The organism is Rhodopseudomonas sp. NSM (assembly GCF_052445935.1).
Lineage (GTDB): Bacteria > Pseudomonadota > Alphaproteobacteria > Rhizobiales > Xanthobacteraceae > Rhodopseudomonas.
Window position 1 is genome coordinate 695,239 of sequence record NZ_JBQTCH010000003.1, and the last position, 26,575, is coordinate 721,813.

The window sequence follows — 26,575 nt, forward strand, 5'->3', positions numbered from 1 at the left end:
CGGCGCACCGCGTCGTGCGCGTCAGCCGCGGCCGACGAACGGCATCTTGGTGGCCATCACCGTCATGAACAGCACATTGGCGTCGAGCGGCAGGCCGGCCATGTAGGCGACGGCGTCGCCGACGGCCTTGGCGTCCATCCGCGGCTCGTGCCGGGTCGAGCCGTCGGGCTGCAGCACGCCGGGGCCTGCGACCATGCGATCGGTCATCGGCGTTGCGGCATTGCCGATGTCGATCTGGCCGACCGCGATGTCATAGGCGCGGCCATCGAGATTGGACGACTTGGTGAGCCCGGAGATGGCGTGCTTGGTCGAGGTGTAGGCGGCGGAGAACGGCCGCGGCGCATGCGCCGAAATCGAGCCGTTGTTGATGATGCGGCCGCCGCGCGGGGTCTGGTCCTTCATGATTCGGAAGGCGTGCTGGGTGCACAAAAACGGCGCGGTGAGATTGGTATCGACTACCGCCTGCCATTGCGCCAGCGGCAGCTCCTCGAACGGCACCGGCGGCGCGCCCATGCCGGCATTGTTGAACAACAGATCGAGCCGGCCGTAGCTGGCGACCGTCCTGTCGAACAGCGCGGCGATCGAGGCGGGATCGGCCATGTCGGCCTGCACCGGGAGACTTTCGCCGATGGCTTCGCCGAGCTTCTGCGTTTCCTGCAGCAGTTCGAGCCTGCGGCCGGCGAGCACGACGGTGAAGCCGATCTGCATCAGCGCCAGCGACGCGGCGCGGCCGACGCCGGTGCCCGCGCCGGTGACGATTGCGATCCTGGTATCAGCCATTGGCTCTCTCCCCGGAGTTTCTTGCTGTTCGTTGTGAATGTTCGCGGGATCGTAGAGGCTGTGCTGCGCTTCAACAAGACGGCCGGCATCGAGGCGAGGGGCCGAACCGAAATGAAGCTATGGTTCGCCGACCGGCGCGCCGAGGGCCCCCCGATCGTCCGGCTTCGCCGCGGATTTCGACGGGCGGCTCTGCGATCGGGCGCGGAACGCCTTGATGGCGTGCAGCGCCTTGTCCGACAGGATCGCCGCCTTGCCCAGCAACGTGCGTCCGCCGGCGAAGGATTGCAGGATGACCTGCTGGTTGGCGAAGCGATACTTGTAGTCTTCGTCGCCGCACAGGAAATCGATCGTCGTCGCGCCGTGATCGATCGACCACCGGATGTAGTCGAACAGCAGGATGTTGCCGGGCGAGCTGCGTTCGAACGCGGCGTCGTAGGTGGTGACATAGGCCATCATGGTGTCGTGCTGCATCAGGTTCACCGTCATGGCGATGATCACGCCGTCGCGCTCGAGCACGAACACGCGCAGCAGCTTCTTGTCGGCGAGTACCTGCGCCAGCGCTTCCAGCATCGGCGAATCCGCGTCGAACAGCGGCGCGACCAGCCCGTTGCGGGCGCACCAGGCGCGCTTCAGCTCGGCGCAGCGCCGCAGTGCCGGGCCGAGCGGCTCGTCGGGCGACAGCAGCCGGAATTCGACCTTGGCGTTCTCCGCCAGGCTCTTGAGACCGCGGCGATAGTTGCGCCGCGCATTGCCCGAATGAGTGTCGAACCAGGCCTGGCTGTTACTCCATGGGCCGACCACGCGCAGGCTCGTGGCCTGCCGGTGATGCGGCCGCAGCGCGACGCCGCCTCCGTCCGTCCGCGTGGTCAGCGTGTTCACGATCGCCGTCGGCAGCACATGGCCGAGATAGGCGGCGTCGAAACCGCCCTGCTGATCGAGATAGTCCCACATCCGCTGCACCACCGCCGGGCCGACGCCCGGACGCAGCAGCGCGTCGCAATAGTCGGAGTAGTCCTTGGCGGCCCATTCCAGCACACGGACGCCGTGCCAGCGGCAGGTCGCCAGCGGCAGCACTGCGACGAGCGTGTCGTGTCGCCATGCCAGAACGACGAACAGCTCACGGCGCTGCCGGTCCGGCACCGCGTGCCACCACGCCGCGGTCCAGGCATGGCTCTGGAACACATAGGCGCCGGATTCGTCCCACAGCGCTTCCCAGACCGGGCCGATCTCCTGCAACCGTTCGGCGGTCCGGACAATCTCCAGCCGCTCGCCATTGGCACTCGCAGGGCCGGCATTGCTGATCATGTGGAACTCCGGTGTCGATGCGGACGGCGATGCGCGCGATCGGGCCGCGGCATCCGATTATATAACGGCTGCGGGCATTTTCCGCCGACGGCATCGGACGATACAGTTAACCTCACTCTACCGCGCGAACCATGTAGCAGGCGTCCGGGCCGTAGCTGGCGAGTTTTGCCGCCAGCGCGGGATTTTCCATCTCGTGAAAATTCAGCCTGTGCCAGAACCGGCGCGATCCGTTCACCGCGACCAGCGAGATGCTGTCCAGGCCGGCCGCCACCGCTTGCCGCAGCAGCAGCGCGATCACCGCCGCACCGGCGCCGTGGCCGCGGCCATGCGGCAACAGCGCGACGTCGTGAATGTAGTAGGTCGACGCCGGCGAGGGGAGACTGCCGAGCAGCGTGTCGAGCGCGGGCGGCTCGGCGATCCGCCACGGATGGCTGACGACGTAGCCGCTGATGCCGTCGCCATCGCCACCGAGCACGAAGCAGCCGGCGGGATAGAGCGCGAGACGCTCGGCGAAGACCGCGGCGTCTTCCGGAAACGCGACGTGGACCTGTGCGGCGACGGCATTCACCGCGGCGAGATCCGCGGCAGTCATCGGGCGCCAGCGGGCAGCGGCGGTCATGCTCATCGTGGCGCGTGCCGCGGAATGTGCGCCACCTCGCCCCGCGTGCGGGGAGAGGTCGGCCGGCGTCGCGCAGCGATGCCGGTCGGGTGAGGGGGCGCCTCGGCGCGGCCGAGCCGCTCAGACTCGCGGAGACGCCCCCTCACCCCGACCCTCTCCCCGCACGCGGGGAGAGGGAGCGCGGCGGCGTCTCCTGCATCGTCATGTCGAATGGTGTTTGCGGCCATGTGGAGATCAAGTCGCCGGCGAACTACTTCTGATCCCCATAGGGCGGCCGCGGGATGTTCTTGTGGGCGGCGCGCAGCGCGGCGGACCAGCGCGAGCGCAGATCGTGGAAATACGGCTCGCCGGCTTCGATGCGGTGGTTGAGGTCGGCGTCGCAGACGTCGGTGCGGACCACCAGCACGTCGATCGGCAGACCGACGCCGAGATTGGATCGCATCGTCGAATCCATCGAGATCAGGCTGGTTTTCAGCGCCTCGTAGAGTTCGACGTCGTAGGTGATGGCGCGGTCCAGCACCGGCTTGCCGTATTTGTGCTCGCCGATCTGCAGATAGGGCGTGTCGATGGTGCATTCGATGAAATTGCCGGCCGGATAGATCATGAACAGGCGCATCCGCTCGCCCTTGATCTGGCCGCCGAACAGGAACGACACCTCGTAATTGATCTCCTCGGCCTTCAGCGCCTGCGCCTCGGTGGCGTTGACGTGCCGGATCACGCGGCCGATCCGCTGCGCGGCCTGAAACATCGTCGGCGAGTCGAGCAGCGTTTCGTGTTCGCCGGTCTCGGGATCTTCGAGACCTTCGGTCAGGGTCGACAGCACCGACTGGCTGATCGACAGATTGCCGGCGCTGGCGATCGCCATGATGCGGTCGCCGGGCCGGTTGAAGACGTGCAGTTTCCGGAAGGTCGAGATGTTGTCGAGCCCGGCATTGGTCCGCGTATCGGCGACCATCACCAGGCCGTCCTGGACCAGCACTCCGCAGCAATAGGTCATCGCGTCCTCGAACCAATCCGTCTCAAAGGGAAAGCAGGCACCAGCTTCGGTGCGGTTCGCGGACACTAGCCATTTGACGGGCCCCGTCCAGCCCCTCCGGAACCCGCGGCGCGGTCCAATGGCCGCAATCTGCGCGGCGGTGGTGACGCTATTGCGACTGGAATTGGCGGCCGGCCTGATCGACCTTGACGGCGACGGTCAGCGTCTCGAGCCCGCCGCCGTAGCGGGTGCCGCGGACCGGGGCGGCGCCGAGATAATCCAGCCCGATCGCGACGCGGGCGTGGGCGTCGGTCGAGCAGATGCCGTTGGCGGGATCGAAGCCGACCCAGCCGAGCGCGGGGACATAGGCCTCGGCCCAGGCATGGCCGGCCTGCTGATGCACCTCGCCGTCGGCGCGCAGGAAATGTCCCGCGACGAATCGTGCGGGGACGCCGCTGGCGCGGGCGCAGGCGATGAACACATGCGCGTAATCCTGACAGACGCCGCGGCGCAGCGTGAAGGCTTCCGCCGCAGTGGTGCCGGAATGGGTCGGATCGCTGTCGAACGTCATATGGTCGTTCATCCGCGTCATCAGCGCGTGCAGGAAGCTGATGACATCGCCCTCGGCGCCGCCGACTTCGCGGGTGAAGGCGGCCATCGCCGGGCTGAGTTCGGTCAGCTCGGTCGAGCGCAGGAACAGTTGCGGTGGAAACCGCTCGTCGGTGCCGCGCATCACCCCGCCGGTGTCGATGGTCTCGATCAGACCCTCGGCGGTGATGGTGAGGTCCTCGGTGGCGCCGATCGTCAGCACGTGGGTGGCGTTGCCGAACGCATCGTAGTGCATGTCGAGCCTGACGTCGGCCGAGACGTCGATCTGCCAGTCGGCGACATACTGGCCGTCATGGCTGCCGGGCGTCATCCGCAGCACCTGGATCACCCCGGTGGCGGCGGGCTCGTAGCGATAGGTCGTGGTGTGGGAAATTCGCAGGCGCATGGATCGGCATTCCGGGTCGTCGCGGCGGCAGGAGCGCGGCGGACTATATCAGGCTCGGGCGCGAGGACGCGTCGTCAATCGCCGTTGTTCGCGGATTTCTCGGGCGCGCATGATCCCGCCCGGGAACTCGGATTTGCGTGGCTGCACCATGCTTTAGATCAGGTATTGCTTGGCCACGATCTCGCCGAGGCGGCTGTTGTCGGCGAGGAACTCCTGGATGAATTCGTGCACGCCGCGCTGGAAGATGTCTTCCATCTCGGAATGCTCGAGCCGGTTGCGGATGCCGCGGGCGTGGCGCTGCGCCGGCCCCTGGCGGCCATAGGCGACGCCGATCTGGTCGAGATTGCGCACCAGATTGCCGTAGCAGGAGGCCAGCGAGCGCGGCAGCGAGTCGTTGAGGATCAAGAGATCCGCGATCAGCCACGGCTTCAGCGTCTGGCGATACACCCAGTGATAGGCGGTGAGCGCCGACACCGAGCGCAGGATCGACGACCACTGATAGTAATCGAGCGGGCCGCCGACGTGTTCCTGCTCGGGCAGCAGCAGGTGATATTTGACGTCGAGAATCCGCGCGGTGTTGTCGGCGCGTTCGAGGTGGACGCCGAGCCGGGAGAACCAGTAGGCGTCGTTGCGCAGCATGGTGCGGTAGGCCGAGCCGTCGAACCGCAGCGAGGTCTCCTGCACGAAGCGCAGGAAGCCGGTGAGCTGCTCGCGGGTCTTGGTGCCCTTGCTCCAGTTCTCCTGCAGCTCGATCCAGGCGCTGTTGATGGTCGCCCACATCTCGCCGGTCAGCGCGGTGCGGACCGAGCGCGCATTCAGCCGCGCGGCCTCGATGCAGCTGCGGATCGACGACGGGTTGGTGGCGGCGAACGACAGGAACTCGACCACATTGGTCTCGTTGGCCTCCTCGTAGTGCTTGTAGAAGCTGCCGGCGACGCCGGCAGTCAGCAGCGCCGAATCCCACTCGTTGCCCTGGCCGGAATAGGTGTTGGGCAAGGCGGTGACGCGCAGCGTCGCGTCGATCGTCCGCGCGAGATACTCCGCGCGTTCGACATAGCGGGCGAGCCAGAACAGGTTTTCAGCGGTACGCGACAGCATGCTCTATCCGTCATTGCGAGGAGCGAAGCGACGAAGCAATCCAGAGGAGATGATGCGGTCCTGCGGCCCTGGATTGCTTCGCTTCGCTCGCAATGACGCCCCCTGTTTTGCGAATTTACTCATCCAGCACCCACGTATCCTTGGTGCCGCCGCCCTGGCTGGAATTCACCACCAGCGAGCCTTCCTTCAGCGCGACGCGGGTGAGGCCGCCGGGGACGATGGTGACGTGGTCGCGGCCGGTCAGCACGAACGGGCGCAAATCGACGTGGCGCGGGGCGAGGCCGGCTTCGGTGCAGGTCGGGCAGGTCGACAGCGCCAGCGTCGGCTGCGCGATGAAGCCTTCCGGCTCGCGCTTCAGCTTGTCGCGGAACGCCTCGATCGTCGCCTTGGTGGCGGCCGGGCCGATCAGCATGCCGTAACCGCCGGAACCGTGGACTTCCTTGACGACCAGCTCGGACAGATGATCCAGCACGTAAGCGAGGTCGGCCGGTTCGCGGCAGCGCCAGGTCGGGACGTTCTTCAGGATCGGCTCCTCGCCGAGATAGAACTTCACGATGTCCGGCATGTAGCTGTACACCGCCTTGTCGTCGGCAATGCCGGTGCCGACCGCATTCGCCAGCGTGACGTTGCCGGCGCGGTAGGCCGACATCAGCCCGGGCACGCCCAGCGCGGAATCCGGGCGGAAGGTCAGGGGATCGAGGAAGTCGTCGTCGACCCGGCGATAGATCACGTCGACCCGTTTCAGGCCCTCGGTGGTGCGCATGAACACCTCGTCGTTCTTGACGACGAGATCGCGGCCCTCGACCAGCTCGACGCCGAGCTTGTCGGCCAGAAACGAGTGCTCGTAATAGGCCGAATTGTAGACGCCGGGCGTCATCAGGGCGACGGTCGGCTCCGACGAGGAATGCGCCGGCGCGACCGAGCGCAGCGCCGTCAGCAGCTCGTCCGGGTAGCGCTCGACCGGCGCGATGCGGTGCCGGGCGAACAGGTCCGGAAACAGCCGCATCATGACTTCGCGGTTTTCCAGCATGTAGGACACGCCGGACGGGGTCCGGGCATTGTCCTCGAGCACGTAGAAATTCTCGTCGTCGACCCGGACGATATCGATGCCGGCGATGTGGACGTAGACGTCGTGCGGAACCGCCTGGCCGTTCATCTCCGGCCGGAACACCGGGTTCTGGAAGATCAGGTCGTCGGGAATGATGCCGGCGCGCAGGATGTCGCGGCCGTGATAGATGTCGCGCAGGAACATGTTGAGCGCGCGCACCCGCTGCTTCAGGCCGAGTTCCATCAGCGCCCATTCGCGCCCGGACAGGATTCGCGGGATCACGTCGAACGGGATCAGCCGTTCCTGCGCCTCGGCGTCGCCATAGACCGCGAAGGTGATGCCGATCCGTCGGAACAGCAGTTCGGCTTCCTGACGCCGATGTGTGAGGGACTCGGGCGGCGTCTCGCTCAGCCAGCGGGATAGTTCCTGATAGGCCTGGCGAAGCTCGCCGCCGAGGCCATTCATTTCATCGAACGCAACTGCCATGTCGCTAAATTGATTCCCGAGGTGTTCGCGCCAGAGTGCAGCACGGAACACGATGGTAGCAAGGCCCGGGCCAGCGCGATATGGATGGAGTGGACCGATTTATGGGGCCGGTCCATGATGCTGCCCGAAAAACGGGCGATGCGCTGCATATTTAAGCGTCAGCCGGTAAGATTAGACGGCCGGGCACGGCCGGGAGGGACAAGGGAAGTCATGAGCGACATCGTCACAGCGGGTATCCTGGTGATTGGCGACGAGATCCTGTCCGGCCGCACCAAGGACAAGAACATCGGCTTCATCGCTGAATATCTGACCAATATCGCCATCGACCTGCGCGAAGTCCGGGTGGTCGCCGACGACGAGGAGGCAATCATCGAGGCGCTGGACGCGCTGCGCGGCCGCTACACCTATGTGTTTACGACCGGCGGAATCGGCCCGACCCATGACGACATCACCGCCGACTGCGTGGCGAAGGCGTTCGGCGTCGGCATCGGCTATCACCCCGAGGTGGTGGCGCGGTTCCGCGAACGATTTTCCGAAGCAGAACTGAACGAGGCGCGGCTGCGGATGACGCGGATTCCGGACGGCGCCGAACTGATCCAGAGCGCCACCATCATCGCCCCCGGTTTCAAGATCGGCAATGTCATCGTGATGGCCGGGGTGCCGTCTATCATGCAGGCGATGATGGACATCGTCGCGCCGAAATTGAAGTCCGGAGTGAAGATGCTGTCCGAATCGATTCAGGCCAATGCGCGCGAAGGCGACATTGGCGGACCGCTGCGGGAGATCGCTGCGGCTCACCCCGAGACGATGATCGGCAGCTACCCGTTCCTCGACGAGGGACGCAAACCGAATACGAATCTGGTGGTCCGCTCGCGCGATCCCGAGAAATTGCAGCAGGCGATGAGCGCGGTGAAGCGGATGTTGGCGGAATTGCACGCGACCGAATAATTTCAGCACGGAGGAATTATGAACAGCGAATCGGTGTTCTGGAAGATCGCAGACGGACGATTGCCCCCACCGCCCTGCGCCACGACCCTCGGAATCGAATTTCTCCGCGTCACCCCCGAAACCGGCGGCATCGAAGTGAAATTCGAGGCCACGCCGGCGTTTCTCAATCTCGCCGGCCACGTCCAGGGCGGTTTTCTCGCCGCGATGCTGGACGACACGATGGGGCCGGCGCTGGTGGCGACCCTCGATCCCGACGAGTTCGCGCCGACCGTCAATCTCAATGTGCAATTCCATCGCCCGGCGCGGATCGGGCTGCTGAAAGGCATCGGCCGCGTGCTATTGCGGGGCAGGCAAATCTGCCAGCTCAGCGGCGAATTGCTGCAGGACGACCGGGTGGTGGCGACCGGTACCGCGACCGCGGTGATTCGCAGGATGGCGACGGAGACGGCATGGACGGCAGCGCAGAAGCAGGCGTAGCGGAGCGGCGGCCGTTTCCGGTGTCGTGGGACCAGTTTCATCGCGATTGCCGGGCGCTGACCTGGCGGCTGAACGAGGTCGGGCCGTTTCACGCGGTGATCGCCATCACCCGCGGCGGGCTGGTGCCGGCGGCGATCGTGGCGCGTGAGCTCGGGCTGCGGGTGATCGATACGATCTGCGTGGCGAGCTACGCCCATGACCGGCAGGGCGACTTGCAGGTGCTGAAGGGCGTCTCCGAGCAGACCGCGGCGCTGGGCGGCGGCACCGGCAAGGGGCTGCTGATCGTCGACGACCTGGTCGACACCGGCAAGACCGGGCGGATGGTGCGCGACCTGCTGCCGGATGCGCATTTCGCCACCGTCTACGCCAAGCCGAAGGGCAAGCCGCTGGTCGACACCTTCATTACGGAAGTGTCGCAGGACACCTGGATCTTCTTCCCCTGGGACACCGGCCTCAGCTTCCAGCCGCCGCTGAAGGACGGCGCGGCCTAACCTCTCCCCGCGCGCGGGGAGAGGTCGGATTGCGCAGCAATCCGGGTGAGGGGGCGCCGCGACGAGTCCGAGCTTCTCGCAATTCGGGTGGCGCGCGCCGCTCGGTGGTGCCGACATTGCAGCGCGCGGCCGCGTCGAGGCGCCCCCTCATCCCAGCCTTCTCCCCGCGCGCGGGGAGAAGGAGCCGGCGGTGCGCGCGGAGAGGTCCTGCACCACGCGCGGAATCGCGATGACGCTCCGAGAGGGCCTCGTCTTGTGTTTGTGGAGCCCACCATGCCGCTGCAGAATCGCGTGACGCCGTTCGGCGAGATCGTCGCGGTGGCGAGCCGCGGGATGTTCACCGGCAATCGCGGCATCATTCACGACCCGGCGACCAGGACGCTGCTGACGCGGCGCTGGTCGAGCCCGGCGTGGATCACCTGCGTCTGCGACTTCCGCGGTCGCCGCCGCGAGGTGATGGCGACGCGAAGCTGGACCGAGCTGTTCTTTCTGGATGAAGCGACCGCGCTCGCGGCGGGGCATCGGCCGTGCTTTTATTGCCGCCGTAACGACGCGAACGCTTTTGCTGCGGCGTGGGCGCGCGGCAACGGCCTCGCGCGCGTCGGCGCGAAAGAGATCGACGCCGCGCTGCATCGCGAGCGGCTGGACGGCAGGGCGAAGCGGCTGCATCCGCTGCCGCGCGCGGTGGATGAGCTGCCCGACGGGGCGATGGTGATGGCGGATGGCGACAGCTACCTGATCAGCCAGGGCCGGGCGCTGCGCTGGTCGTTCGCGGGCTATCGAGCCGTCGACCAGCCGCTGGACGACGCCTTGTTACTTACACCGCCCTCGACGCTGCGTACGCTCGACGCGGGCTATCGACCTGCGCTGCACGCAAGTACGCGCACCACCTAACCACGTCATTCCGGGATGCGCCGCGCAGCGGCGCAGGCCCGGAATCCATAGCCCCTGTGCGCGCGGTGGCGCACAGAAGCTGCAATCAGATAACGAGCACAGGGCGTATGGATTCCGGGTTCGCGCTGCGCGCGCCCCGGAATGACGGACGAGAGGGTGGTTGCGAAACAACCAGGCCGTCATCCTGAGGTGCCGTCGCGAAGCGGCGGCCTCGAAGGATGGCCGCTTGTGCCCGGCGCCGCATCCTTCGAGGCGCGCAAGGGCGCGCACCCCGGATCAAGTCCGGGGCAGGCTCTCAGGATGACGGTTCTGCGGCTGGTCGTGCGGAGGATCGCAGCTTACCCGAACCGCTTCCTCGCCAACTCCGCGCCCTTGCCCAGCGCCGCCAGCTTCGCTTCGGCGATGTCGCGGCGCATCGGGGCCATGCCGCAATTGGTGGTGGCGACGATGTTGCTCTTCGGCACGTGTTGCATCACCGCCTCGATCGTGGCGCAGACGTCGTCGGCGGTTTCGATCGCGTCGCTGGCGACGTCGATGACGCCGGCCTGGACGATCTTGCCGGGCAGCAGCGACAGCAATTCCAGCGGCACGCGCGAATTGCGGCACTCGATCGCGACCTGCTGGATCGGACTGGCATCGATCGCCGGAAAGATCTGTTCGTACTGCCGCCACTCGGCGCCGAGGGTCTCTTTCCAGTCGGTGTTGGCCTTGATGCCGTAGCCGTAGCAGATGTGCACGGCGGTGGCGCAGGTGAGACCGTCCGCGGCGCGCTCCAGCGCCTTGACGCCCCAATCGGCCGCCTCGCTCATGTAGACGTTGAACGCCGGCTCGTCGAACTGGATCATGTCGATGCCGTCGGCCTGCAGCGCCTTGGCTTCCTGATTGAGCAGCTCGGCGAAGGCGAACGCCATCTTCACGCGGTCGCCGTAGTACTTGTCGGCGATGGTGTCGATGATCGTCATCGGCCCGGGCAGGGTGAACTTGATCTGCCGCCTCGTATGCGCGCGCGCGACCAGTGCCTCGAATTCGTGGACGCGGCCCTTCAGCCGCAGCGGCGCCACCACCTGCGGCACCATGGCTTTGTAGCGATCGTTGCGGATGCCCATTTCGACCTTGTGGGCGAAATCGATGCCTTCGACCGCTTCGAGAAAGCCGTGGACGAAATGCTGCCGCGCCTGCTCGCCTTCCGTCACGATATCGACGCCGGAATCCTCCTGCAGCTTGAGCGCGAGAATCGTCGCGTCGCGCTTGGCGCGCAGCAGTTCCGCGCCGGAGGATTTCCACGGCGCCCACAATTTGTCGGGTTCGGCGAGCCATTCCGGCTTCGGCAAGGAGCCTGCGATCGTGGTCGGAAACAGCATCGGGCCTTCTCCCTGGGACACGTCGTTGCGGCCTTCTCTGCCATGTTCGCCGCGTCGCGGATAGGGGGCCGAGACCGAGGTGACAAGCCCGGCGCGGCCGGGCTAGGATGTGCAAAAATCAACCCGTGAAGGGAGCCCGCATGATCGAGCTGCATTACGCGCCGACGCCGAACGGCTGGAAGATCTCGATCATGCTGGAAGAATGCGGCCTGCCGTACAAAATGGTGCCGATGCAGCTCGGCCGCGGCGACCAGTTGAAGCCGGAATTTCTCGCGCTCAGCCCGAACGGACGGATGCCGGCGATCGTCGATCACGCGCCCGCCGACGGCGGCGCGCCGCTCAGCATGTTCGAGAGCGGCGCGATCCTGATCTATCTGGCGGAAAAATCCGGGAAGTTCATGCCGGGCGCGACGCGGCCGCGCTTCGAGGTGATGCAATGGCTGATGTGGCAGATGGCCGGGCTCGGGCCGATGCTCGGCCAGAACGGCCACTTCCTGCTGTATGCGCCCGAGAAGATTCCCTACGCGATCGAGCGCTACACGCGCGAGGCCAAGCGGCTGTACGGCGTGCTCGAGACGCGGCTCGCGGATCGCGACCACATCGCCGGCGACTATTCGATCGCCGACATGGCGTGCTTTCCATGGATCATGACGCACAAGGCGCAGGGGCTGTCGCTCGATGACTATCCGAACGTCAAACGCTGGTACGCGCTGTTGCGCGCGCGGCCGAAGCTGCAGGCTGGGCTGGCGCTCGGCAAGGAGGACAGGAAGCCGATGGACGAGCAGGCGCGCAAGCTGCTGTTCGGCGTCGACGGCCCGGCGCATGCGGACGCGCAGGGCGCGCAGCAGCAGTGAGAGTAGTGGTGAGCACTGGATACGGACGACGTGATGCACGCGCGATCAACAACCACACCCGTCATCCCCCGCTTTCGCGGGGGATGACGGTGGGTGCTTGTTGATGACGACACAACGAGTATCAACGCTCGTCATTCCGGGGCGCGCCGGAGGCGCGAGCCCGGAATCCATACGCCGCAGCTTGAGCGTCGGAGCAGGGCGTCGGTTGCGCTTTGCCTGAACGAGAGGATAGGGGGTATGGATTCCGGGTTCGCGCTGCGCGCGCCCCGGAATGACGAATCGAGAGACAACAAGTAACAACAACAAAAGGAAACCCCGATGCTCGAATTCTTCTTCGATTGCTCCAGTCCGTGGACCTATCTGGCCTTCCACAACATCCAGCCGCTGGCGAAGGAGATGGGCGAGGAGATCACCTGGCGGCCGATCCTGGTCGGCGGGATCTTCAACTCGGTCAATCCGAGCGTCTATGAATCGCGCAAGACGCCGGTGCCGCTGAAGGCGCGCTACATGCTGAAGGACCTCGGCGATTGGGCGCGCTCGGCCGGCCTCGCCATCAAGATGCCGCCCTCGGTGTTTCCGGTGAACAGCGTGAAAGCGATGCGCGGCTGCCTATGGCTGCTGCGCGACAAGCCCGACGCGATGGCGCCGTTCGCCACCGCCGTGTTCGAGGCCTATTGGGGCGACGATCAGGATATTTCCAAGGACGAGGTGCTGAGCGCGATCTGCACCCGCGTCGGCCTCGATCCGCAGGCATTCTTCACAGCGATCGGCGAGCCCGCGATCAAGGATCAGCTCAAGGCCAACACCGACGAGGTGATGGCGCGCGGCGGCTTCGGCTCGCCGACGATCTTCGTCGACAAGACGGACATGTATTTCGGCAATGATCGCTTGCCGCTGGTGCGGGAGGCGCTGATGCGCCGCAAAGCGGGCGCGGCCTGATGCCGAAGGCAGTGGTGTGCCGCGAACTCGGTCCGCCCGAGGCGCTGCGGCTTGAAGAGTTCGAGCGCAAGGCGTTGAAGCCCGGCGAGGTGCGGGTCGCGATCCGTGCCGCGGGCATCAACTTTCCGGACATCCTGATGTGCGCCGGCGAGTATCAGCTCAAGCCGGAGCTGCCGTTCATTCCCGGCGTCGAGGCGGCCGGCGACGTGATCGAGATCGGCGAGGGCGTCGGCGACGTGAAGGTCGGCGATCGCGTCATCGTCAAGCTGCGGTTCGGCGCCTACGCCGAGGAAGTGGCGGTGGCGGCGTCGCAGCTGACGCCGATGCCGCCGAACTTCGACTACGCCGAAGCCGCGACCTATCTCGCCGGCCACGGCACGGCCTGGCACGGCCTGGTCGATCGCGGACAGTTGAAGCCCGGCGAGGTGCTGTTGGTGCACGGCGCTGCCGGCGGCGTCGGGCTTGCCGCGGTCGAACTCGGCAAATATCTCGGCGCCACCGTGATCGCGGCGGCGTCGTCCGAGGAGAAGCTCGCGGTGGCGCGCGCCCGCGGCGCCGATCACGGCATTCTGTACGGCGCCGAGCCGTTCCGTGATGCCGTGAAACGCATCACGCAGGGGCGCGGCGCAGATGTGGTGTTCGATCCGGTCGGCGGCGAGATCTTCGAACAGAGCGTGCGCTGTATCAACTGGGGCGCGCGGCTGCTGGTGGTTGGTTTCACCGGCGGGATCGGCCTCGCGCGGACCAATCTGATCCTGATGAAGGGCGCCAGCGTGATCGGCGTCCGCGCCGGCGAGGCGGTGCGGCGCGATCCCGCGCTCGGCGAACGACGCATCGCCGCGCTGCTCGATCTGGCGGCAAAGGGCGTGCTGCGCCCGAACGTCTCGCATCGGCTGCCGCTCGCGCAATGGGCGCAAGGGATGCGGCTTCTGATCGAGCGCCGCGCGATCGGCCGGGTGGCGCTGCTGCCGTAACACGGAATTTGCGATCCGCGCCGCGCGAAAATTTCGCTTGGCGCGGGTTTCGCAATGTGGAATGCAGCGCAAAACAACGAGGACTGAATGAGCGCTGAAATCGAACGCGACGCCTATATGAAGCTGGTCGGCACCGAGATCGGGGTGTCGGAATGGCACGTTCTCGATCAGAAACGGATCGATACATTCGCCGATTGCACCGAGGACTGGCAGTTCATCCACGTCGATCCGGAACGCGCCGCGCGTGAGACGCCGTTCGGCGCGACCATCGCGCATGGCTTCCTGACTTTGTCGATGCTGAGCGTGTTCTCCTACGAGGCGATGCCAAAGATCAAGGGCGTCACCATGGGCGTCAATTACGGCTTCGACCGGCTGCGCTTCATCTCGCCGGTCAAAGCCGGCATGCGCGTGCGCGGCCGCTTCATGCTGGCCGAAGCGACGTGGCGCAAGCCGGGCGAACTGCTGTCGCGTACCAGCGTCAATGTCGAGATCGAGGGCGAGAAACGCTCCGCGCTCGTGGCCGACTGGCTCGGCCTGATCTACTTCGAACAATAATCCGGGAAACAACACACATGGTTATCAGGTTCGACGGACGCGTCGCCATCGTCACCGGCGCGGGCAATGGGTTGGGGCGCGCGCATGCGCTGGGCCTCGCGGCGCGCGGCGCCAAAGTTGTGGTCAACGATTTCGGCGGCGCGCGCGACGGCACCGGCGGTTCGATGACCGCGGCGGAGACCGTGGTCGAGGAGATCCGCAAGGCCGGCGGCACGGCGATGGCCGACGGCGCCGACGTCTCCAACTACGAGCAGGTCCAGGCGATGGTCGCCAAGGCGACCAAGGAGTGGGGCAGCGTCGATCTGATGGTCGCGAACGCCGGCATCCTGCGCGACAAATCCTTCGGCAAGATGGAGCTGAGCGATTTCCAGAAGGTCATCGACGTGCATCTCGCCGGCACGTTCTACTGCTGCAAGGCGGTGTGGGACGGCATGAAGGAGCGCAACTACGGCCGCATCGTGCTGACGACCTCGTCGTCGGGCATGTTCGGCAATTTCGGCCAGGCCAATTACGGCGCGGCGAAAGCCGGCATCGTCGGGCTGATGAACGTGCTGGCGCAGGAAGGCCGCAAGTCCGACATCCGCATCAACACCGTGTCGCCGACGGCCGCGACCCGGATGACCGAAGAGCTGCTGCCGCCCCAGGCGCTGCAATTGATGAAGCCCGAGGCGATCACCCCGGCGGTGCTGTTCCTGCTCGGCGAGAACGCGCCGACCCGCACAATCATGGGCGCGGGCGCGGGCTCGTTCGCGGTGATCAAGATCATCGAGACCGAAGGCATCAACCTGCCGGAAGACGAATGGACCCCGGACGCGATCGCGGCGCATTTCGCCGAGATCGACGATTCGTCGAAGGCCCAGGCGCTGGAAGGCGCATTCCAGCAGACGCAGAAATACGTCGCGCAGGCGGCGGCGCGGCTCGGCATCAAGATGTGAGGTGAGGGGGCGGCCGAATGCGGGTTTTCGCTCGCCTTGGGCCGCAGCTTTTCAACTCGTCATTCCGGGGCGCGCGCAGCGCGAACCCGGAATCTCTGATTGCAGAACATCGCGGGATTCCGGGTTCGCTCGCTGCGCGAGCGCCCCGGAATGACGGAGAGGGGAAGCGATCGTCTTTCAACTTGTCATTCCGGGGCGCGCCATCGGCGCGAAGCCGGAATCCATAACCACCGCTAGGGGATATGGATTCCGGGCCTGCGCCCCAAGGGGCGCATCCCGGAATGACGAACTCTGAGGTGAACCCGGAATCTCTGCCCGCCTGCCGGTTCGTGTATAAGGGCCGGATGATTTGCAGCGCAGGCAGCCGTGGTTGACATTCTCGACATCGATGTCGCCGTGATCGGCGCAGGTCCCGCCGGGCTGATGGCAGCGGAGACCGCTGCGCAAGGCGGCGCGCGCGTGACCGTGTTCGACGGCATGAGTTCGGCCGCGCGAAAATTCCTGCTCGCCGGGCGCGGCGGGCTCAATCTCACCCACAGCGAACCGTTGCCGGAGTTCCTCGCGCGCTATGGCGACGCGCAGGCGCGGCTTGCGCCGGCGATCGAGGCGTTTCCGCCCGATGCGCTGCGCGCCTGGGCGGAGGAACTGAGGCAGCCGACCTTTGTGGGCAGCAGCGGCCGGGTGTTTCCGGTTGCGATGAAGGCCTCGCCGCTGCTGCGCGCCTGGCTGCGCCGGCTCGACGGGCAGGGCGTGCAACTCCAGCTGCGGCATCGCTGGAGCGGCTGGGACGACGACGGCCGGCTGCTGTTCGACACGTTCGGCGGCGTGCGTGCCGTTGAAGCGCGAGCCACGGTGCTGGCGCTCGGCGGCGCGAGCTGGCCGAAGCTCGGTTCCGACGGCGGCTGGGTCGATCGGCTCGCCGCGAAGGGCGTCGCGATCGCACCGCTGAAGCCCGCCAATTGCGGCTTCCTGGTCGACTGGTCGGATGTGTTTGTCGACGAGTATCAGGGCGCGCCGCTGAAGAACCTCGCGCTGTCGTTCGGCGGGCACAGCCTGCGCGGCGAGGCGATCGTCACCAGAGGCGGCCTCGAGGGCGGCGCGGTCTATGCGCTGTCGGCGAGCTTGCGCGATGCCGTCCTCGCAGACGGCGCGGCGACGCTGACGATCGCGCTGCGGCCGGATCTGTCCGCCGATGAACTGGCGGCGCGGCTGGGCAAGCCGAAGGGCAAGCAATCGCTGTCGACTTACTTGCGCAAGGCGGCCGGACTGGCGCCGGCGGGGATCGGGCTGCTGCAGGAAGCGGCGCGGGCGCGAGGCCTGTCGCTGGCGGCGATGTCGCCGACGGAATTGGCGGCGCTGATCAATACGGTGCCGGTGCGGCTCACCGGCATCGCGCCGATCGCGCGGGCGATCTCGACCGCGGGCGGAATCGCGTTCGATGAGCTTGATGACGCCTACATGCTACGTCGTTTACGCGGGGTGTTCGCGGCCGGCGAGATGCTGGACTGGGAAGCACCGACCGGCGGTTATTTGCTGACAGGATGTTTTGCGACCGGCGCCGCCGCGGGGCGGGGCGCGCTGGCGTGGCTGGGGCGGTAGGCGCACGACGACTTAGGCCGTGCCGCGCCTTCGCCCTTCGAGGCTCGCTGCGCTCGCACCTCAGGGTGACGGCGAAACGCAAGCATCCTCTCGTTCGTCATTCCGGGGCGCGCGTAAGCGCGAACCCGGAATCCATAACCCCTGGCGTTAGTAATTGATACGAAATGTCGGAAGCGCGGTGCTGAACGCGAGGCCAGGGGATATGGATTCCGGGTTCGCGAACTTCGTTCGCGCCCCGGAATGACGAGCTGGAGGTTTGTTCGCGAGGCGATCAGTCTATCGCGCTGTTACTTCAGCTTCCCGCGTGCCGCGACCGGCAGGATGCCGACGATCTCCTCGCCGCGGACCATCACCACTTCGTCGAGCATGTTGACGACGACGCAGACGTGGTTGGGCACGATGCGGACGACGTCGCCGATGGCGGGACGGGAGTTGCTGCGGGAGAGATCCAGGAAGCCGTGTTCTTCGGCGAAGCGCGCGATCCTTGCCTCGGGGTGGTCGAGGATCAGGCCGAAGCCGTCGAGGCCGCCGCCGGGGTCGGAGGTCAGCGTTTTCGAGCCGGCGTCGAGGATGCCGCGCTCCGGTGCGGCGCGGCTGACCACGGTGGAGTAGATCGTCAGCGCGCAATCGTCCCACGCCGCGACGCCGGCTTCGACCTGCATGCGGTCGTTGTAGATATAGGTGCCGGGGCGATGTTCGGTGGCGCCCTCGAGCTGGCCGAGGTTCTTCAAATTCGGTGAGCCGCCGGTCGAGACGATTTCCGCGTCGAGGCCATGGGCGCGGATGCCGGTCAGCGCCTCGTCGTAGAAGCGCTGCGCCTGCGGCCAGCCGGTCTCGGTCGGGTACAGCATGAAGCCTTTGAACACGAGGCCTTCGGAAGCGGCGATGGCGCGGGCGAGCGCGATCGCTTCCGCCGGCGTCTCGACGCCGGCGCGCTGGCGGCCGGTGTCGCATTCGACCACGACGCCGAGCGGGCGGCCGGCGCGCGCCGCGGCGGCGGGGAGGCCGGCGATCACCACCTCGTTGTCGGCGGCGACGATCATCTGCGCGCGTTCGTGCAGCGCGCCGAGCCGCGCCATCTTCTCCTCGCCGATCAGATTGTAGCTGATCAGGATGTCGTCGATGCCGGCCTCGGCCATCACCTCGGCCTCGCCGATCTTCTGGCAGGTGATGCCGCGTGCGCCGGCCTTGATCTGCATCTGCGCCAGCAGAGGCGATTTGTGGGTCTTGATATGTGGCCGGTTGGCGACCCCGGCCGCGTCGCACAGCGCCTGCACCCGCGCGATGTTGCGCTCGACGCGGTCCATGTCGATCACCGCCGCGGGCGTGCCGATGTCGCGGGCGATCTTGGCGGCGAGCGGGGTGGTCATGGGTGGGCTCCGTTAGCTGCGTCATTGCGAGGAGCGAAGCGACGAAGCAATCCAGGCACAGTGCACGGAGCTTCTGGATTGCTTCGCTTCGCTCGCAATGACGGGGAGAGACTTTGACTATGTCGCTGTCGCATTGTTTGAGGGTGCCTCACGCGCTTTCGATCTCTTCCCGCAGCATTTCGAGTTCGAGCCAGCGCTGTTCGGAATCGTGCAGCGCCGCGTGGGCCTTGGCCATCGCGGCGGAGGCCTTGTCGAATTTGGCGCGGTCGCGGGCGTAGAGTTGCGGATCGTCGAGCTGTTTCTGCAGTTCGGCGATCTCGGCCTCCAGCTTGGCGATGGTCTTGGGCAGCGTTTCCAGCGCGTGCTTGTCGTTGAAGGTCATCTTGCGCTTCGGCGCGGGCGCGGCGGCCGGTGCCGCGGACTTCGGCTCGTTCGCCTCGCTGGCGGCTTTTGCCGGGGCGCGGCTGAGGTCGGCGCCGCGCTGGCTCAGCATGTCGGAATAGCCGCCGGCATATTCGGTCCAGCGGCCGTCGCCTTCCGGTGCGATCACCGACGTCACGACGCGGTCGAGGAAGTCACGGTCGTGGCTGATCAGGATGACGGTGCCGTCGTAATCGCCTAGCATTTCCTCCAGCACGTCCAGCGTCTCGAGGTCGAGATCGTTGGTCGGCTCGTCGAGCACCAAGAGGTTCGACGGCTTCGCCAGCGCGCGAGCCAGCATCAGCCGGCCGCGTTCGCCGCCGGACAGCGCTTCCAGCGGCGTGCGCGCCTGCTCCTGCTTGAACAGGAAGTCCTTCATGTAGCCGATGACGTGGCGCGGCTTGCCGCCGACCATCACCTGGTCGCCGCGGCCGCCGGTCAGCGCCTCGGCGAGCGAGGTCTTGGCGTCGAGGCTGTCGCGATGCTGATCCAGCGTCGCGATTTCGAGATTGGTGCCGAGCCGGATGCTGCCCGAATCCGGCGGCAGTGCGCCGGTCAGGATGCTGATCAGCGTGGTCTTGCCGGCGCCGTTGGGACCGACGATGCCGATGCGGTCTCCGCGATTGATGCGGATCGAGAAATTATCGACGATCGGCCGATCGCCCCACGCCTTGTTGATGCCCTTGGCTTCGATCACCAGCTTGCCGGATTTGTCGGCCTCGGCGGCGGCGAGATTGGCGCTGCCGGTCGGGCCGCGATAATCGCGGCGCGAGGCGCGCAGCTCGTGCAGGCCGGCGAGCCGCTTGACGTTGCGCTTGCGGCGGCCGGAGACGCCGTAGCGCAGCCAGTGCTCCTCGGCGACGATCTTGCGATCGATCTTGTGCTGATCGCGCTCCTCTTCGGCGAGGATGTCGTCGCGCCAGGCTTCGAATTGCGAGAAGCCGCGGTCGATCTGGCGGATCACGCCGCGATCGAGCCAGGCTGTAGCGCGCGACAGGTTGGCGAGGAAGCGGCGGTCGTGGCTGATCATCACGATCGCGCCCCTGCGCTGCGCCAGATCGCTTTCGAGCCACTCGATCGTCGTCAGGTCGAGATGGTTGGTCGGCTCGTCGATCAGCAGGATATCCGGATCGGGCGCCAGCATCCGCGCCAGCGCGGCGCGGCGCGCTTCGCCGCCGGAGAGATGCGACGGGTCCTCGTCGCCGTGCAGGCCGAGCTGCTCCAGCAGATACGCGGCCTGATAGTGCGCGTCGCCCGGCGCGAGCCCGGCCTCGACATAGGCCAGCGTGGTGGTGAAGCCGTCGAAATCCGGCTCCTGCGGCAGATAGCGGATGGTCGAGCCGGGCTGCACGAAGCGGCTGCCGCGGTCGGGCTCGATCAGGCCGGCGACGATCTTCAGCAGCGTCGACTTGCCGGAGCCGTTGCGGCCGATCAGGCAGAGCCGGTCGCCCGCCGAGACGCTGAGTTCGACGCCGTCGAACAGCGGCGCGCCGCCGAAGGTCAGCGCGATGTCTTTGAGTTGGATCAGCGGCGGGGCCATTCGTGGTCCATCAGGTCTGTGGTTGCGCCGGCGGCGAGGGGTGGCGGCGGGCGATCCGGCGGATCGTGGTGTCGAGCGCTGCGAGAAACGCCGAGCGGTCGCGCGGGGTGAAGCCGCGGGGGCCGCCGGTGATCTCGCCGGACGAGCGCAGATCCGTCATCAGATTGCGCACTGCCAGCGCCATCCCGATCGACGCCTCGGAAAACGGCTTGCCGTTCGGCGCCAGCACCTCGGCGCCGGCCTTGACGCAGCGGCTCGCCAGCGGAACGTCGGCGGTGACCACGATATCGCCCGGCTGGACCCGTTCCGCAATCCAGTCGTCGGCGGCGTCCATGCCGGAACCCGCCGCGATCCGCTCGATCAGCGGATGCGCCGGCACGCGGATGAAACTGCCCGCGACGACGCTGACCGGCAGGCCGTGGCGCTCCGCGACCTTGTAGATCTCGTCCTTCACCGGGCAGGCGTCGGCGTCGACATAGATGCGGGTGGGCGCGGCTTCGGTCATTCGCTCTCGGTCGGGGGCTGGCGCGGCGCTTTACGGCCGCTGCGGCGCTGGCGTAGCATCGCCGGACACGATCGCCAACAAGATCGAACAAACCGGGAGAAACCATGGCCGCTCCGCTCGAGCCCTGGCGCGTCAGCGCCTTCAACACCGCAAAGCTCTCCGAAAACAAGATGCACGACGACAATGTGGCGCAGCGGTTCGGCTTTTCCGGCGGTCTGGTGCCCGGCGTCGAGGTGATGGCCTATATGATGCACCTGCCGGTGGTGCGCTGGGGGCGGGAATTCCTTGAGCGCGGGCTGATCGAGGCGCGGTTCGTCAAGCCGGTCTATGACGGTGAGACTGCCACGGTGTCGGGCCATGACGAGGACGGCGCGCTGGCGATCGAGGTCGAAAGCCGCGGCGCGCTGTGCGCGACGGGCGCGGCGGCGCTGCCGGAGCGGGCGCCGGTGGTCGATCTCCGCGACTATGCCGAGACCGCGCCGGCCGCGGTCCGGCCTCCGATCGGTCCCGGAGCGTTCGCGCCGGGGCTGTGGCTCGGCACTGCGCCGGTGACCTGGGGCGGTGCGAAGCTGCGCGAATATCTCGCCGAGATCCGCGAGACCGAGCCGATCTATCTCGCGAACAATCTGGTGCATCCCGGCACGCTGCAGCGCATCATGAATCGGGTGCTGGTCGACAATGTCGTGCTCGGTCCGTGGATTCACGTCGGCTCGAAGATGCAGTTGCTCGCGGCGGCGAGCGGCGACGACACGCTGACGGCGCGCGCCAAGGTGGTCGCCAACTACGACAAGAAGGGCCACCGCTTCGCCGAGTTCGACGCGCTGATCGTCGCCAACGGCACGACGCCGATCGCGCATTGCCATCACATCGCGATCGTTCAGCCGCGCGAATTGGCGGCGGCGTAGTCGAGCCAATTCCGTCGCACGGACGCTGGTGATCCAGGCTGCGACGTTCTGACCTCGCGCGTCTCGCGCGCGGGCTGCGAGAATGAGCATCGGAACGTCTCGGGCAGACAGGAGGGCGGGCACACACCACATATGCGCGGGCCGGCGACAAGGCCGAACCAACAAAATCAAAAAACACTCCGGAGGAAACATGCACTTCATTCAACGTGCGGCAGCGGCACTGACGCTCACCGCTCCGCTGCTGCTCGGCGCTTCAGCGTTCGCGCAGCAACAAGGCCCGCTGAAGATCGGCCTGCTCGGCGACTTCCAGTCGGTGTATTCCGACATCGGCGGCGCCGGCAATGTCGAGGCCGCCAAGATGGCGATTGCCGAGATGGGCGGCACGATGTTCGGCCAGCCGATCGAATTCATCTCGGCCGACGTCCAGAACAAGCCGGATATCGCCGCGTCGCTGGCGCGCAAATGGTACGAGAACGAAGGCGTCGACATGATCGTCGACCTGCCGACCTCGGCCACCGCGCTCGCCGCGATGGAGATGTCGAAGCGGTTCGAGAAGATCATGATCGTCACGGATGCCGCGTCGTCCGACATCACCGGCAAGTCGTGCTCGCCCTACACCGCGCACTGGACCTATGATACTTATTCGAATGCGCACACGGTGGGTTCGGCGATCGTCAAGAACGGCGGCGACACCTGGTTCTTCATCACCGCGGACTATCTGTTCGGCCATTCGATCGAGCGCGACACCGGCGAGGTGGTCAAGGCGGCCGGCGGCAAGATCGTCGGCAGCGCACGACACCCCTTGAACAACGCCGATTTCTCGTCGTTCCTGCTGCAGGCGCAATCGTCCAAGGCCAAGATCATCGGCATGGCCAATGGCGGCGGCGACACCATCAACACCATCAAGCAGGCGTCCGAATTCGGCATCGTCGCCGGCGGCCAGAAACTCGCCGGCATCGTGATGTTCATCTCCGACATCCACAGCCTCGGGCTGAAGATGGCGAACGGGCTGATCATCACCGAGGCGTATTACTGGGACCTCAACGACCGCACCCGCGAATTCGGCAAGAAGTTCTACGACAAGATGAAGCGGATGCCGACAATGAACCAGGCCGCGACCTACAGCGCGACGCTGCATTATCTGAAAGCGGTGAAGGCGGCCGGCACCAGGGACACCAAGGCGGTGCTGGCGAAGATGCGCGAAATGCCGGTGCGCGACGCCTTCACCAACAACGGCTTCCTGCGCGAGGACGGCCGCATGGTGCACTCGATGTTCCTGTTCGAGGTGAAGAAGCCGGAGGAGTCGAAAGCGCCGTGGGACTACTACAAGCTGCTCGCCGAAGTCCCCGGCGATCAGGCGTTCCGCCCGCTGAAGGACGGCGGCTGTCCGCTGGTCAAGACGCAGTAAGGGGACGCGCAGTTGTGACCCAGCGCTGAACTACACAACCATCGTCATCGCCGGGCTTGCCCCGGCGATCCATCTTGTTCGCAAGAAGTCATTTTCGCGCGCTACGCGCGCGATGGATCCGCGGGTCAAGCCCGCGGATGACATCGTGCGTGGGGAGGCGCTGTGCTCTCACTCACTCCGCAATGAACCGCAGCGTGCCGGCGCGGCGGGTGGGCTGGCCGGTGTCGTTGGTGTGATTGACGCCGTCCATCACCGGCACCTCGGCGAAATCGAACGGGCTGACGCCGTCGAGGCAGGCGACGTTGACGGCGTAGAGGTTCGTATTCGATCGGCGCTGGTGATGGGTGTAGATGCCGCAGCGCGAGCAGAAGAAATGCTGCGCCGTGCCCGTGTGGAAGCGATAGGTCGTCAGCGCGTCCTCGCCCTGCAGGATCCGGATGCCGCCGGCCTCCGCCATGGCGACGACGGCGCCGCGCATCCGGCAGTAGGAGCAGGTGCAGCGGCGGATCGACTCGAAGCCGTCGCTGAGTGTCACTTCGAAGCGCACCGCGCCGCAATGGCATTGGCCTGTGCGAACCTCAGGGGTGCTTGCCATGTCGTGTCTCGTCCGTTGAGCTCACCCTGCCGTGCGATCCTAGGCGGCGGATGATGACGCCCGGGCGACTTCCGCATCCCGGATCGCGCGCCAGACTTTTTCCGAAGTCAGCGGCATGTCGAGCGTCGTGACGCCGACGTCCTTCAATGCGTCGAGCACGGCGTTGACGACGCTCGCCAGCGAGCCGGCGCAGCCGGCTTCGCCGCATCCCTTGGTGCCGAGCGGATTCGATTTGGTCGGCACCGGGTGGTCGCCGACCAGCATCGGCGGAATGTCCTCGGCGCGCGGCAGCGCGTAGTCCTGCAGCGAGCCGGTGATCGGCTGGCCGTCGCCGTCATAGGACATCTTCTCCATCAGCGCCTGGCCGATGCCCTGCGCGACGCCCCCGTGCAACTGGCCTTCGACGATCATCGGATTGATGACCACGCCGAAATCATTGACCGCGGTGTAGCGCACCACGCGGGTGACGCCGGTGTCGGGATCGATCTCGACCTCGGCGACGTGGCAGCCGTTCGGGAAGGCCGACGGCACGCCCTGCGACGTGTGGTCGACGTCGAGCGACGACGGCACGTCCTCCGGCAATTTGCCTTCGCGCAGCCGTTGCGCCAGCTCCATGATGCCGATGCTGCGGTCGGTGCCGGCGACGGTGAAGCGGCCGGCTTTGAATTCGATGTCGGCTTCGGCGGTTTCGAGGATGTGCGACGCCGCGGCCTTGCCCTTGGCGATCACCTGCTGCGCGGCCTCGACGATCGCCTGGCCGCTGGCGGTGATCGAGCGCGAGCCGCCGGTGCCGTTGCCGCTGTGGACCACGTCGCTGTCGCCCTGTTCGAGCCGGACGCTGTCGAACGGCACGCCGAGCTGCGCGCACAGCACCTGTGCGAACGGCGTGGCGTGGCCCTGGCCGTAGTCGAGCGTGCCGGTGATCAGCCGCACCGTGCCGTCGGCCTCGAACACGATCTTGCCGAGCTCGGCGCTCGGCGGCGCGGTGACTTCGAGATAGGAGCCGACCGCGATGCCGCGCAGCCTGCCGGACTTGCGGCTCTCCCGCTTGCGCTTGCTGAAGCCGGCATAGTCCGACAGCTCCAGCGCCTGCGCGAACACGCCGCCGAAATCGCCGCTGTCATAGGTCACGCCGGAGCAGGCGGTGAACGGCAGCTGCGCCGGCTTGATGAAATTGCGCTTGCGCAAGGCGAGCCGGTCGATGCCGATCTCGTCGGCGGCGCGGTCGATCAGCCGCTCCAGGAAGTAGTTCGCCTCGGGCCGGCCGGCGCCGCGATAGGCGCCCATCAGCGTGACGTTGGTGACGACGCATTTGATGTCGACGGCGAGCAGCGGGGTGCGATACACGCTGCCAATGTTCTTGCCGGTGTTGAGCGACAGTGGCAGCGGCGCCACCCCGGTGATGTAGGCGCCGAGATTGCCGGTGCCGCGGAGACGGATGGCGAGAAAACGGCCCTCGGCATCGAGCGCGAGTTCGGCGCGGATCTGCTGGCCGCGGCCGTGGCTGTCGGAGAGGAACGCGGAGGAGCGTTCGTCGGTCCACTTCACCGGCCGGCCGAGCGCCTTCGCCGCGTGCAGGATGCAGATGTATTCGGGATAGGCGATGTTCTTCATCCCGAACGAGCCGCCGACCTGGCCGGTCAGCACGCGGACCTTGTCGTTCGGCACGCCGAGCAGCTTGGCCAGCGTGTTGCGGTTGCCGGACACGCCCTGGGTCGGGAGCTGGATGGTGTAGCGCTCCGTCTCGGCGTCATAAGAGGCGAGGCCGACACGCGGCTCCATCGGCACCGCGGCGACGCGGGTGTTCTCGATGTCGAGGGTAGTGACATGCGCGGCCGAGGCGAAGGCGCTGTCGACCGCATCGGTATCGCCGAAGTGATAATCGAGCGCGACATTGTTCGGGATGTGGTCGTAGAGCTGCGGCGCGCCGGGCTTGATCGCGTCCTCGGCATCGGTGACGGCATCCAGCGGCTCGATATCGAGCTCGACAGCTTCGGCGGCATCGCGCGCCTGTGACAGGGTGTCGGCGACCACGCAGGCGACCGGGTCGCCGACGAAGCGAACCTTGTCGGTTGCGAGCGGCAGGCGATTGGTCTGCAACAGCGGCGAGCCGTCTCGGTTCTTGATCGGCAGGCCGCAGGTGAAGGGTGCATAATTGGCGTCGGCGAGGTCGGCGCCAGTGTAAACGCCGCGCACGCCGGGCATCCCGCGCGCCGCCTCGGTTCCGACGCCGCGGATCACGCCATGGGCATGCGGGCTGCGCACCATCACCGCGGTAAGCTGGCCGGGCAGGTTGCAATCGTCGGTATAGCGGCCTTTGCCGCGCAGCAGGGTGTCGTCCTCCTTGCGCCGCACCGGCTGGCCGACACCGAATTTTTGCAGCGCGATGGCGGTGTCGGACGGTGCGTTCGAAAGGCGGTCCTGCATGAGGTTCGTTCCAGCGGTGGGATGACGTCAAAAAAGCCGCGTCTTCGCAGCCGTTTCCGTGTAAAGATGACG

Annotated in this window: 25 protein-coding genes; 12 read left to right on the plus strand and 13 right to left on the minus strand. The window is 66.6% G+C overall.

Annotated elements, in window-relative coordinates:
* Positions 1-21: 21 nt before the first annotated feature.
* The 7 genes from ACTZWT_RS11555 to ACTZWT_RS11585 all read right to left on the minus strand — a co-directional run bounded on the left by ACTZWT_RS11555 (position 22) and on the right by ACTZWT_RS11585 (position 7,306).
* Positions 22-780, minus strand: a complete 759-nt coding sequence (locus tag ACTZWT_RS11555; protein ID WP_444769804.1) for an SDR family oxidoreductase — start codon at positions 778-780, stop codon at positions 22-24.
* 117 nt (positions 781-897) lie between these two features.
* Positions 898-2,085: a GNAT family N-acetyltransferase gene (locus ACTZWT_RS11560; RefSeq protein WP_444769805.1), complete on the minus strand. Its 1,188-nt coding sequence runs from the start codon at positions 2,083-2,085 to the stop codon at positions 898-900.
* Between the two features lie 112 nt (positions 2,086-2,197).
* Positions 2,198-2,704 carry a GNAT family N-acetyltransferase gene (locus tag ACTZWT_RS11565; RefSeq protein ID WP_444769806.1) on the minus strand — a complete coding sequence of 169 codons (507 nt, stop codon included), beginning with the start codon at positions 2,702-2,704 and terminating at the stop codon, positions 2,198-2,200.
* 250 nt (positions 2,705-2,954) lie between these two features.
* On the minus strand, positions 2,955-3,701 hold the full coding sequence (locus tag ACTZWT_RS11570; protein WP_444769807.1) for a peptidase: 747 nt from the start codon (positions 3,699-3,701) through the stop codon (positions 2,955-2,957).
* A gap of 148 nt (positions 3,702-3,849) precedes the next feature.
* Positions 3,850-4,674 (minus strand): transglutaminase family protein, encoded by an 825-nt coding sequence (locus tag ACTZWT_RS11575; RefSeq protein ID WP_444769808.1) that lies wholly within the window; start codon positions 4,672-4,674, stop codon positions 3,850-3,852.
* A gap of 153 nt (positions 4,675-4,827) precedes the next feature.
* The gene (locus ACTZWT_RS11580; protein WP_444769809.1) at positions 4,828-5,772 is read right to left on the minus strand and encodes an alpha-E domain-containing protein; all 945 of its coding nucleotides are present in this window, start codon (positions 5,770-5,772) and stop codon (positions 4,828-4,830) included.
* Positions 5,773-5,887: 115 nt separating this feature from the next.
* On the minus strand, positions 5,888-7,306 hold the full coding sequence (locus tag ACTZWT_RS11585) for a circularly permuted type 2 ATP-grasp protein (protein ID WP_444769810.1): 1,419 nt from the start codon (positions 7,304-7,306) through the stop codon (positions 5,888-5,890).
* A gap of 210 nt (positions 7,307-7,516) precedes the next feature.
* On the opposite strand from ACTZWT_RS11585, the gene ACTZWT_RS11590 reads away from it, so the two are divergent.
* From ACTZWT_RS11590 to ACTZWT_RS11605, 4 genes are all read left to right on the plus strand, one after another.
* The gene (locus tag ACTZWT_RS11590; RefSeq protein WP_444769906.1) at positions 7,517-8,254 is read left to right on the plus strand and encodes a competence/damage-inducible protein A; all 738 of its coding nucleotides are present in this window, start codon (positions 7,517-7,519) and stop codon (positions 8,252-8,254) included.
* An 18-nt stretch (positions 8,255-8,272) separates the two neighbouring features.
* Positions 8,273-8,731, plus strand: coding sequence for a PaaI family thioesterase (locus ACTZWT_RS11595; protein WP_444769811.1), 459 nt, complete (start codon positions 8,273-8,275; stop codon positions 8,729-8,731).
* Positions 8,704-9,222: a xanthine phosphoribosyltransferase gene (gene gpt / locus ACTZWT_RS11600; RefSeq protein WP_444769812.1), complete on the plus strand. Its 519-nt coding sequence runs from the start codon at positions 8,704-8,706 to the stop codon at positions 9,220-9,222. The genes ACTZWT_RS11595 and gpt overlap by 28 nt, the downstream gene beginning before the upstream one ends.
* 273 nt (positions 9,223-9,495) lie before the next feature.
* The gene (locus ACTZWT_RS11605; protein WP_444769813.1) at positions 9,496-10,116 is read left to right on the plus strand and encodes a hypothetical protein; all 621 of its coding nucleotides are present in this window, start codon (positions 9,496-9,498) and stop codon (positions 10,114-10,116) included.
* A 338-nt stretch (positions 10,117-10,454) separates the two neighbouring features.
* Here the strand turns inward: ACTZWT_RS11605 and ACTZWT_RS11610 are convergent, their stop codons facing one another.
* Positions 10,455-11,477: a methionine synthase gene (locus ACTZWT_RS11610; protein ID WP_444769814.1), complete on the minus strand. Its 1,023-nt coding sequence runs from the start codon at positions 11,475-11,477 to the stop codon at positions 10,455-10,457.
* Between the two features lie 140 nt (positions 11,478-11,617).
* Between ACTZWT_RS11610 and ACTZWT_RS11615 the strand changes: the two genes are divergently transcribed.
* The 6 genes from ACTZWT_RS11615 to ACTZWT_RS11640 all read left to right on the plus strand — a co-directional run bounded on the left by ACTZWT_RS11615 (position 11,618) and on the right by ACTZWT_RS11640 (position 17,333).
* Entirely contained in the window at positions 11,618-12,331 is a 714-nt protein-coding gene (locus ACTZWT_RS11615; RefSeq protein ID WP_444769815.1) for a glutathione S-transferase N-terminal domain-containing protein, read from the plus strand.
* Positions 12,332-12,649: 318 nt separating this feature from the next.
* Positions 12,650-13,270: a 2-hydroxychromene-2-carboxylate isomerase gene (locus ACTZWT_RS11620; protein WP_444769816.1), complete on the plus strand. Its 621-nt coding sequence runs from the start codon at positions 12,650-12,652 to the stop codon at positions 13,268-13,270.
* Entirely contained in the window at positions 13,270-14,244 is a 975-nt protein-coding gene (locus tag ACTZWT_RS11625) for an NADPH:quinone oxidoreductase family protein (RefSeq protein WP_444769817.1), read from the plus strand. The genes ACTZWT_RS11620 and ACTZWT_RS11625 overlap by 1 nt, the downstream gene beginning before the upstream one ends.
* Positions 14,245-14,331: 87 nt before the next feature.
* On the plus strand, positions 14,332-14,799 hold the full coding sequence (locus tag ACTZWT_RS11630; protein ID WP_444769818.1) for a MaoC family dehydratase: 468 nt from the start codon (positions 14,332-14,334) through the stop codon (positions 14,797-14,799).
* A 17-nt stretch (positions 14,800-14,816) separates the two neighbouring features.
* Positions 14,817-15,734, plus strand: coding sequence for an SDR family NAD(P)-dependent oxidoreductase (locus ACTZWT_RS11635; RefSeq protein WP_444769819.1), 918 nt, complete (start codon positions 14,817-14,819; stop codon positions 15,732-15,734).
* Positions 15,735-16,100: 366 nt separating this feature from the next.
* Positions 16,101-17,333 (plus strand): NAD(P)/FAD-dependent oxidoreductase, encoded by a 1,233-nt coding sequence (locus tag ACTZWT_RS11640; protein WP_444769820.1) that lies wholly within the window; start codon positions 16,101-16,103, stop codon positions 17,331-17,333.
* Between the two features lie 287 nt (positions 17,334-17,620).
* Here the strand turns inward: ACTZWT_RS11640 and ACTZWT_RS11645 are convergent, their stop codons facing one another.
* The 3 genes from ACTZWT_RS11645 to ACTZWT_RS11655 form a co-directional block, all read right to left on the minus strand.
* Complete coding sequence (locus tag ACTZWT_RS11645; protein WP_444769821.1) at positions 17,621-18,703, minus strand: D-TA family PLP-dependent enzyme; 1,083 nt, start codon at positions 18,701-18,703, stop codon at positions 17,621-17,623.
* 148 nt (positions 18,704-18,851) lie between these two features.
* Positions 18,852-20,663 carry an ABC-F family ATP-binding cassette domain-containing protein gene (locus tag ACTZWT_RS11650; RefSeq protein WP_444769822.1) on the minus strand — a complete coding sequence of 604 codons (1,812 nt, stop codon included), beginning with the start codon at positions 20,661-20,663 and terminating at the stop codon, positions 18,852-18,854.
* Between the two features lie 10 nt (positions 20,664-20,673).
* Positions 20,674-21,168, minus strand: coding sequence for a YaiI/YqxD family protein (locus ACTZWT_RS11655; RefSeq protein WP_444769823.1), 495 nt, complete (start codon positions 21,166-21,168; stop codon positions 20,674-20,676).
* A gap of 104 nt (positions 21,169-21,272) precedes the next feature.
* On the opposite strand from ACTZWT_RS11655, the gene ACTZWT_RS11660 reads away from it, so the two are divergent.
* Together ACTZWT_RS11660 and ACTZWT_RS11665 are read left to right on the plus strand one after the other, a co-directional pair.
* Positions 21,273-22,073 carry a hypothetical protein gene (locus ACTZWT_RS11660; RefSeq protein WP_444769824.1) on the plus strand — a complete coding sequence of 267 codons (801 nt, stop codon included), beginning with the start codon at positions 21,273-21,275 and terminating at the stop codon, positions 22,071-22,073.
* 190 nt (positions 22,074-22,263) lie between these two features.
* Positions 22,264-23,481, plus strand: coding sequence for an ABC transporter substrate-binding protein (locus ACTZWT_RS11665; protein WP_444769825.1), 1,218 nt, complete (start codon positions 22,264-22,266; stop codon positions 23,479-23,481).
* 172 nt (positions 23,482-23,653) lie between these two features.
* Here the strand turns inward: ACTZWT_RS11665 and ACTZWT_RS11670 are convergent, their stop codons facing one another.
* Together ACTZWT_RS11670 and ACTZWT_RS11675 are read right to left on the minus strand one after the other, a co-directional pair.
* Positions 23,654-24,076 (minus strand): GFA family protein, encoded by a 423-nt coding sequence (locus ACTZWT_RS11670; protein ID WP_444769826.1) that lies wholly within the window; start codon positions 24,074-24,076, stop codon positions 23,654-23,656.
* 39 nt (positions 24,077-24,115) lie between these two features.
* Entirely contained in the window at positions 24,116-26,503 is a 2,388-nt protein-coding gene (locus ACTZWT_RS11675; protein WP_444769827.1) for a xanthine dehydrogenase family protein molybdopterin-binding subunit, read from the minus strand.
* Positions 26,504-26,575: the final 72 nt, after the last annotated feature.

Bases quoted from the DNA above. Each gene is read 5' to 3' on its own strand.
- ACTZWT_RS11555 (WP_444769804.1), bottom strand. From the start codon at position 780: ATGGCTGATACCAGGATCGCAATCGTCACCGGCGCGGGCACCGGCGTC.
- ACTZWT_RS11560 (WP_444769805.1), bottom strand. From the start codon at position 2,085: ATGATCAGCAATGCCGGCCCTGCGAGTGCCAATGGCGAGCGGCTGGAG.
- ACTZWT_RS11565 (WP_444769806.1), bottom strand. From the start codon at position 2,704: ATGACCGCCGCTGCCCGCTGGCGCCCGATGACTGCCGCGGATCTCGCC.
- ACTZWT_RS11570 (WP_444769807.1), bottom strand. From the start codon at position 3,701: ATGACCTATTGCTGCGGAGTGCTGGTCCAGGACGGCCTGGTGATGGTC.
- ACTZWT_RS11575 (WP_444769808.1), bottom strand. From the start codon at position 4,674: ATGCGCCTGCGAATTTCCCACACCACGACCTATCGCTACGAGCCCGCC.
- ACTZWT_RS11580 (WP_444769809.1), bottom strand. From the start codon at position 5,772: ATGCTGTCGCGTACCGCTGAAAACCTGTTCTGGCTCGCCCGCTATGTC.
- ACTZWT_RS11585 (WP_444769810.1), bottom strand. From the start codon at position 7,306: ATGGCAGTTGCGTTCGATGAAATGAATGGCCTCGGCGGCGAGCTTCGC.
- ACTZWT_RS11590 (WP_444769906.1), top strand. From the start codon at position 7,517: ATGAGCGACATCGTCACAGCGGGTATCCTGGTGATTGGCGACGAGATC.
- ACTZWT_RS11595 (WP_444769811.1), top strand. From the start codon at position 8,273: ATGAACAGCGAATCGGTGTTCTGGAAGATCGCAGACGGACGATTGCCC.
- gpt (WP_444769812.1), top strand. From the start codon at position 8,704: ATGGACGGCAGCGCAGAAGCAGGCGTAGCGGAGCGGCGGCCGTTTCCG.
- ACTZWT_RS11605 (WP_444769813.1), top strand. From the start codon at position 9,496: ATGCCGCTGCAGAATCGCGTGACGCCGTTCGGCGAGATCGTCGCGGTG.
- ACTZWT_RS11610 (WP_444769814.1), bottom strand. From the start codon at position 11,477: ATGCTGTTTCCGACCACGATCGCAGGCTCCTTGCCGAAGCCGGAATGG.
- ACTZWT_RS11615 (WP_444769815.1), top strand. From the start codon at position 11,618: ATGATCGAGCTGCATTACGCGCCGACGCCGAACGGCTGGAAGATCTCG.
- ACTZWT_RS11620 (WP_444769816.1), top strand. From the start codon at position 12,650: ATGCTCGAATTCTTCTTCGATTGCTCCAGTCCGTGGACCTATCTGGCC.
- ACTZWT_RS11625 (WP_444769817.1), top strand. From the start codon at position 13,270: ATGCCGAAGGCAGTGGTGTGCCGCGAACTCGGTCCGCCCGAGGCGCTG.
- ACTZWT_RS11630 (WP_444769818.1), top strand. From the start codon at position 14,332: ATGAGCGCTGAAATCGAACGCGACGCCTATATGAAGCTGGTCGGCACC.
- ACTZWT_RS11635 (WP_444769819.1), top strand. From the start codon at position 14,817: ATGGTTATCAGGTTCGACGGACGCGTCGCCATCGTCACCGGCGCGGGC.
- ACTZWT_RS11645 (WP_444769821.1), bottom strand. From the start codon at position 18,703: ATGACCACCCCGCTCGCCGCCAAGATCGCCCGCGACATCGGCACGCCC.
- ACTZWT_RS11650 (WP_444769822.1), bottom strand. From the start codon at position 20,663: ATGGCCCCGCCGCTGATCCAACTCAAAGACATCGCGCTGACCTTCGGC.
- ACTZWT_RS11655 (WP_444769823.1), bottom strand. From the start codon at position 21,168: ATGACCGAAGCCGCGCCCACCCGCATCTATGTCGACGCCGACGCCTGC.
- ACTZWT_RS11660 (WP_444769824.1), top strand. From the start codon at position 21,273: ATGGCCGCTCCGCTCGAGCCCTGGCGCGTCAGCGCCTTCAACACCGCA.
- ACTZWT_RS11665 (WP_444769825.1), top strand. From the start codon at position 22,264: ATGCACTTCATTCAACGTGCGGCAGCGGCACTGACGCTCACCGCTCCG.
- ACTZWT_RS11670 (WP_444769826.1), bottom strand. From the start codon at position 24,076: ATGGCAAGCACCCCTGAGGTTCGCACAGGCCAATGCCATTGCGGCGCG.
- ACTZWT_RS11675 (WP_444769827.1), bottom strand. From the start codon at position 26,503: ATGCAGGACCGCCTTTCGAACGCACCGTCCGACACCGCCATCGCGCTG.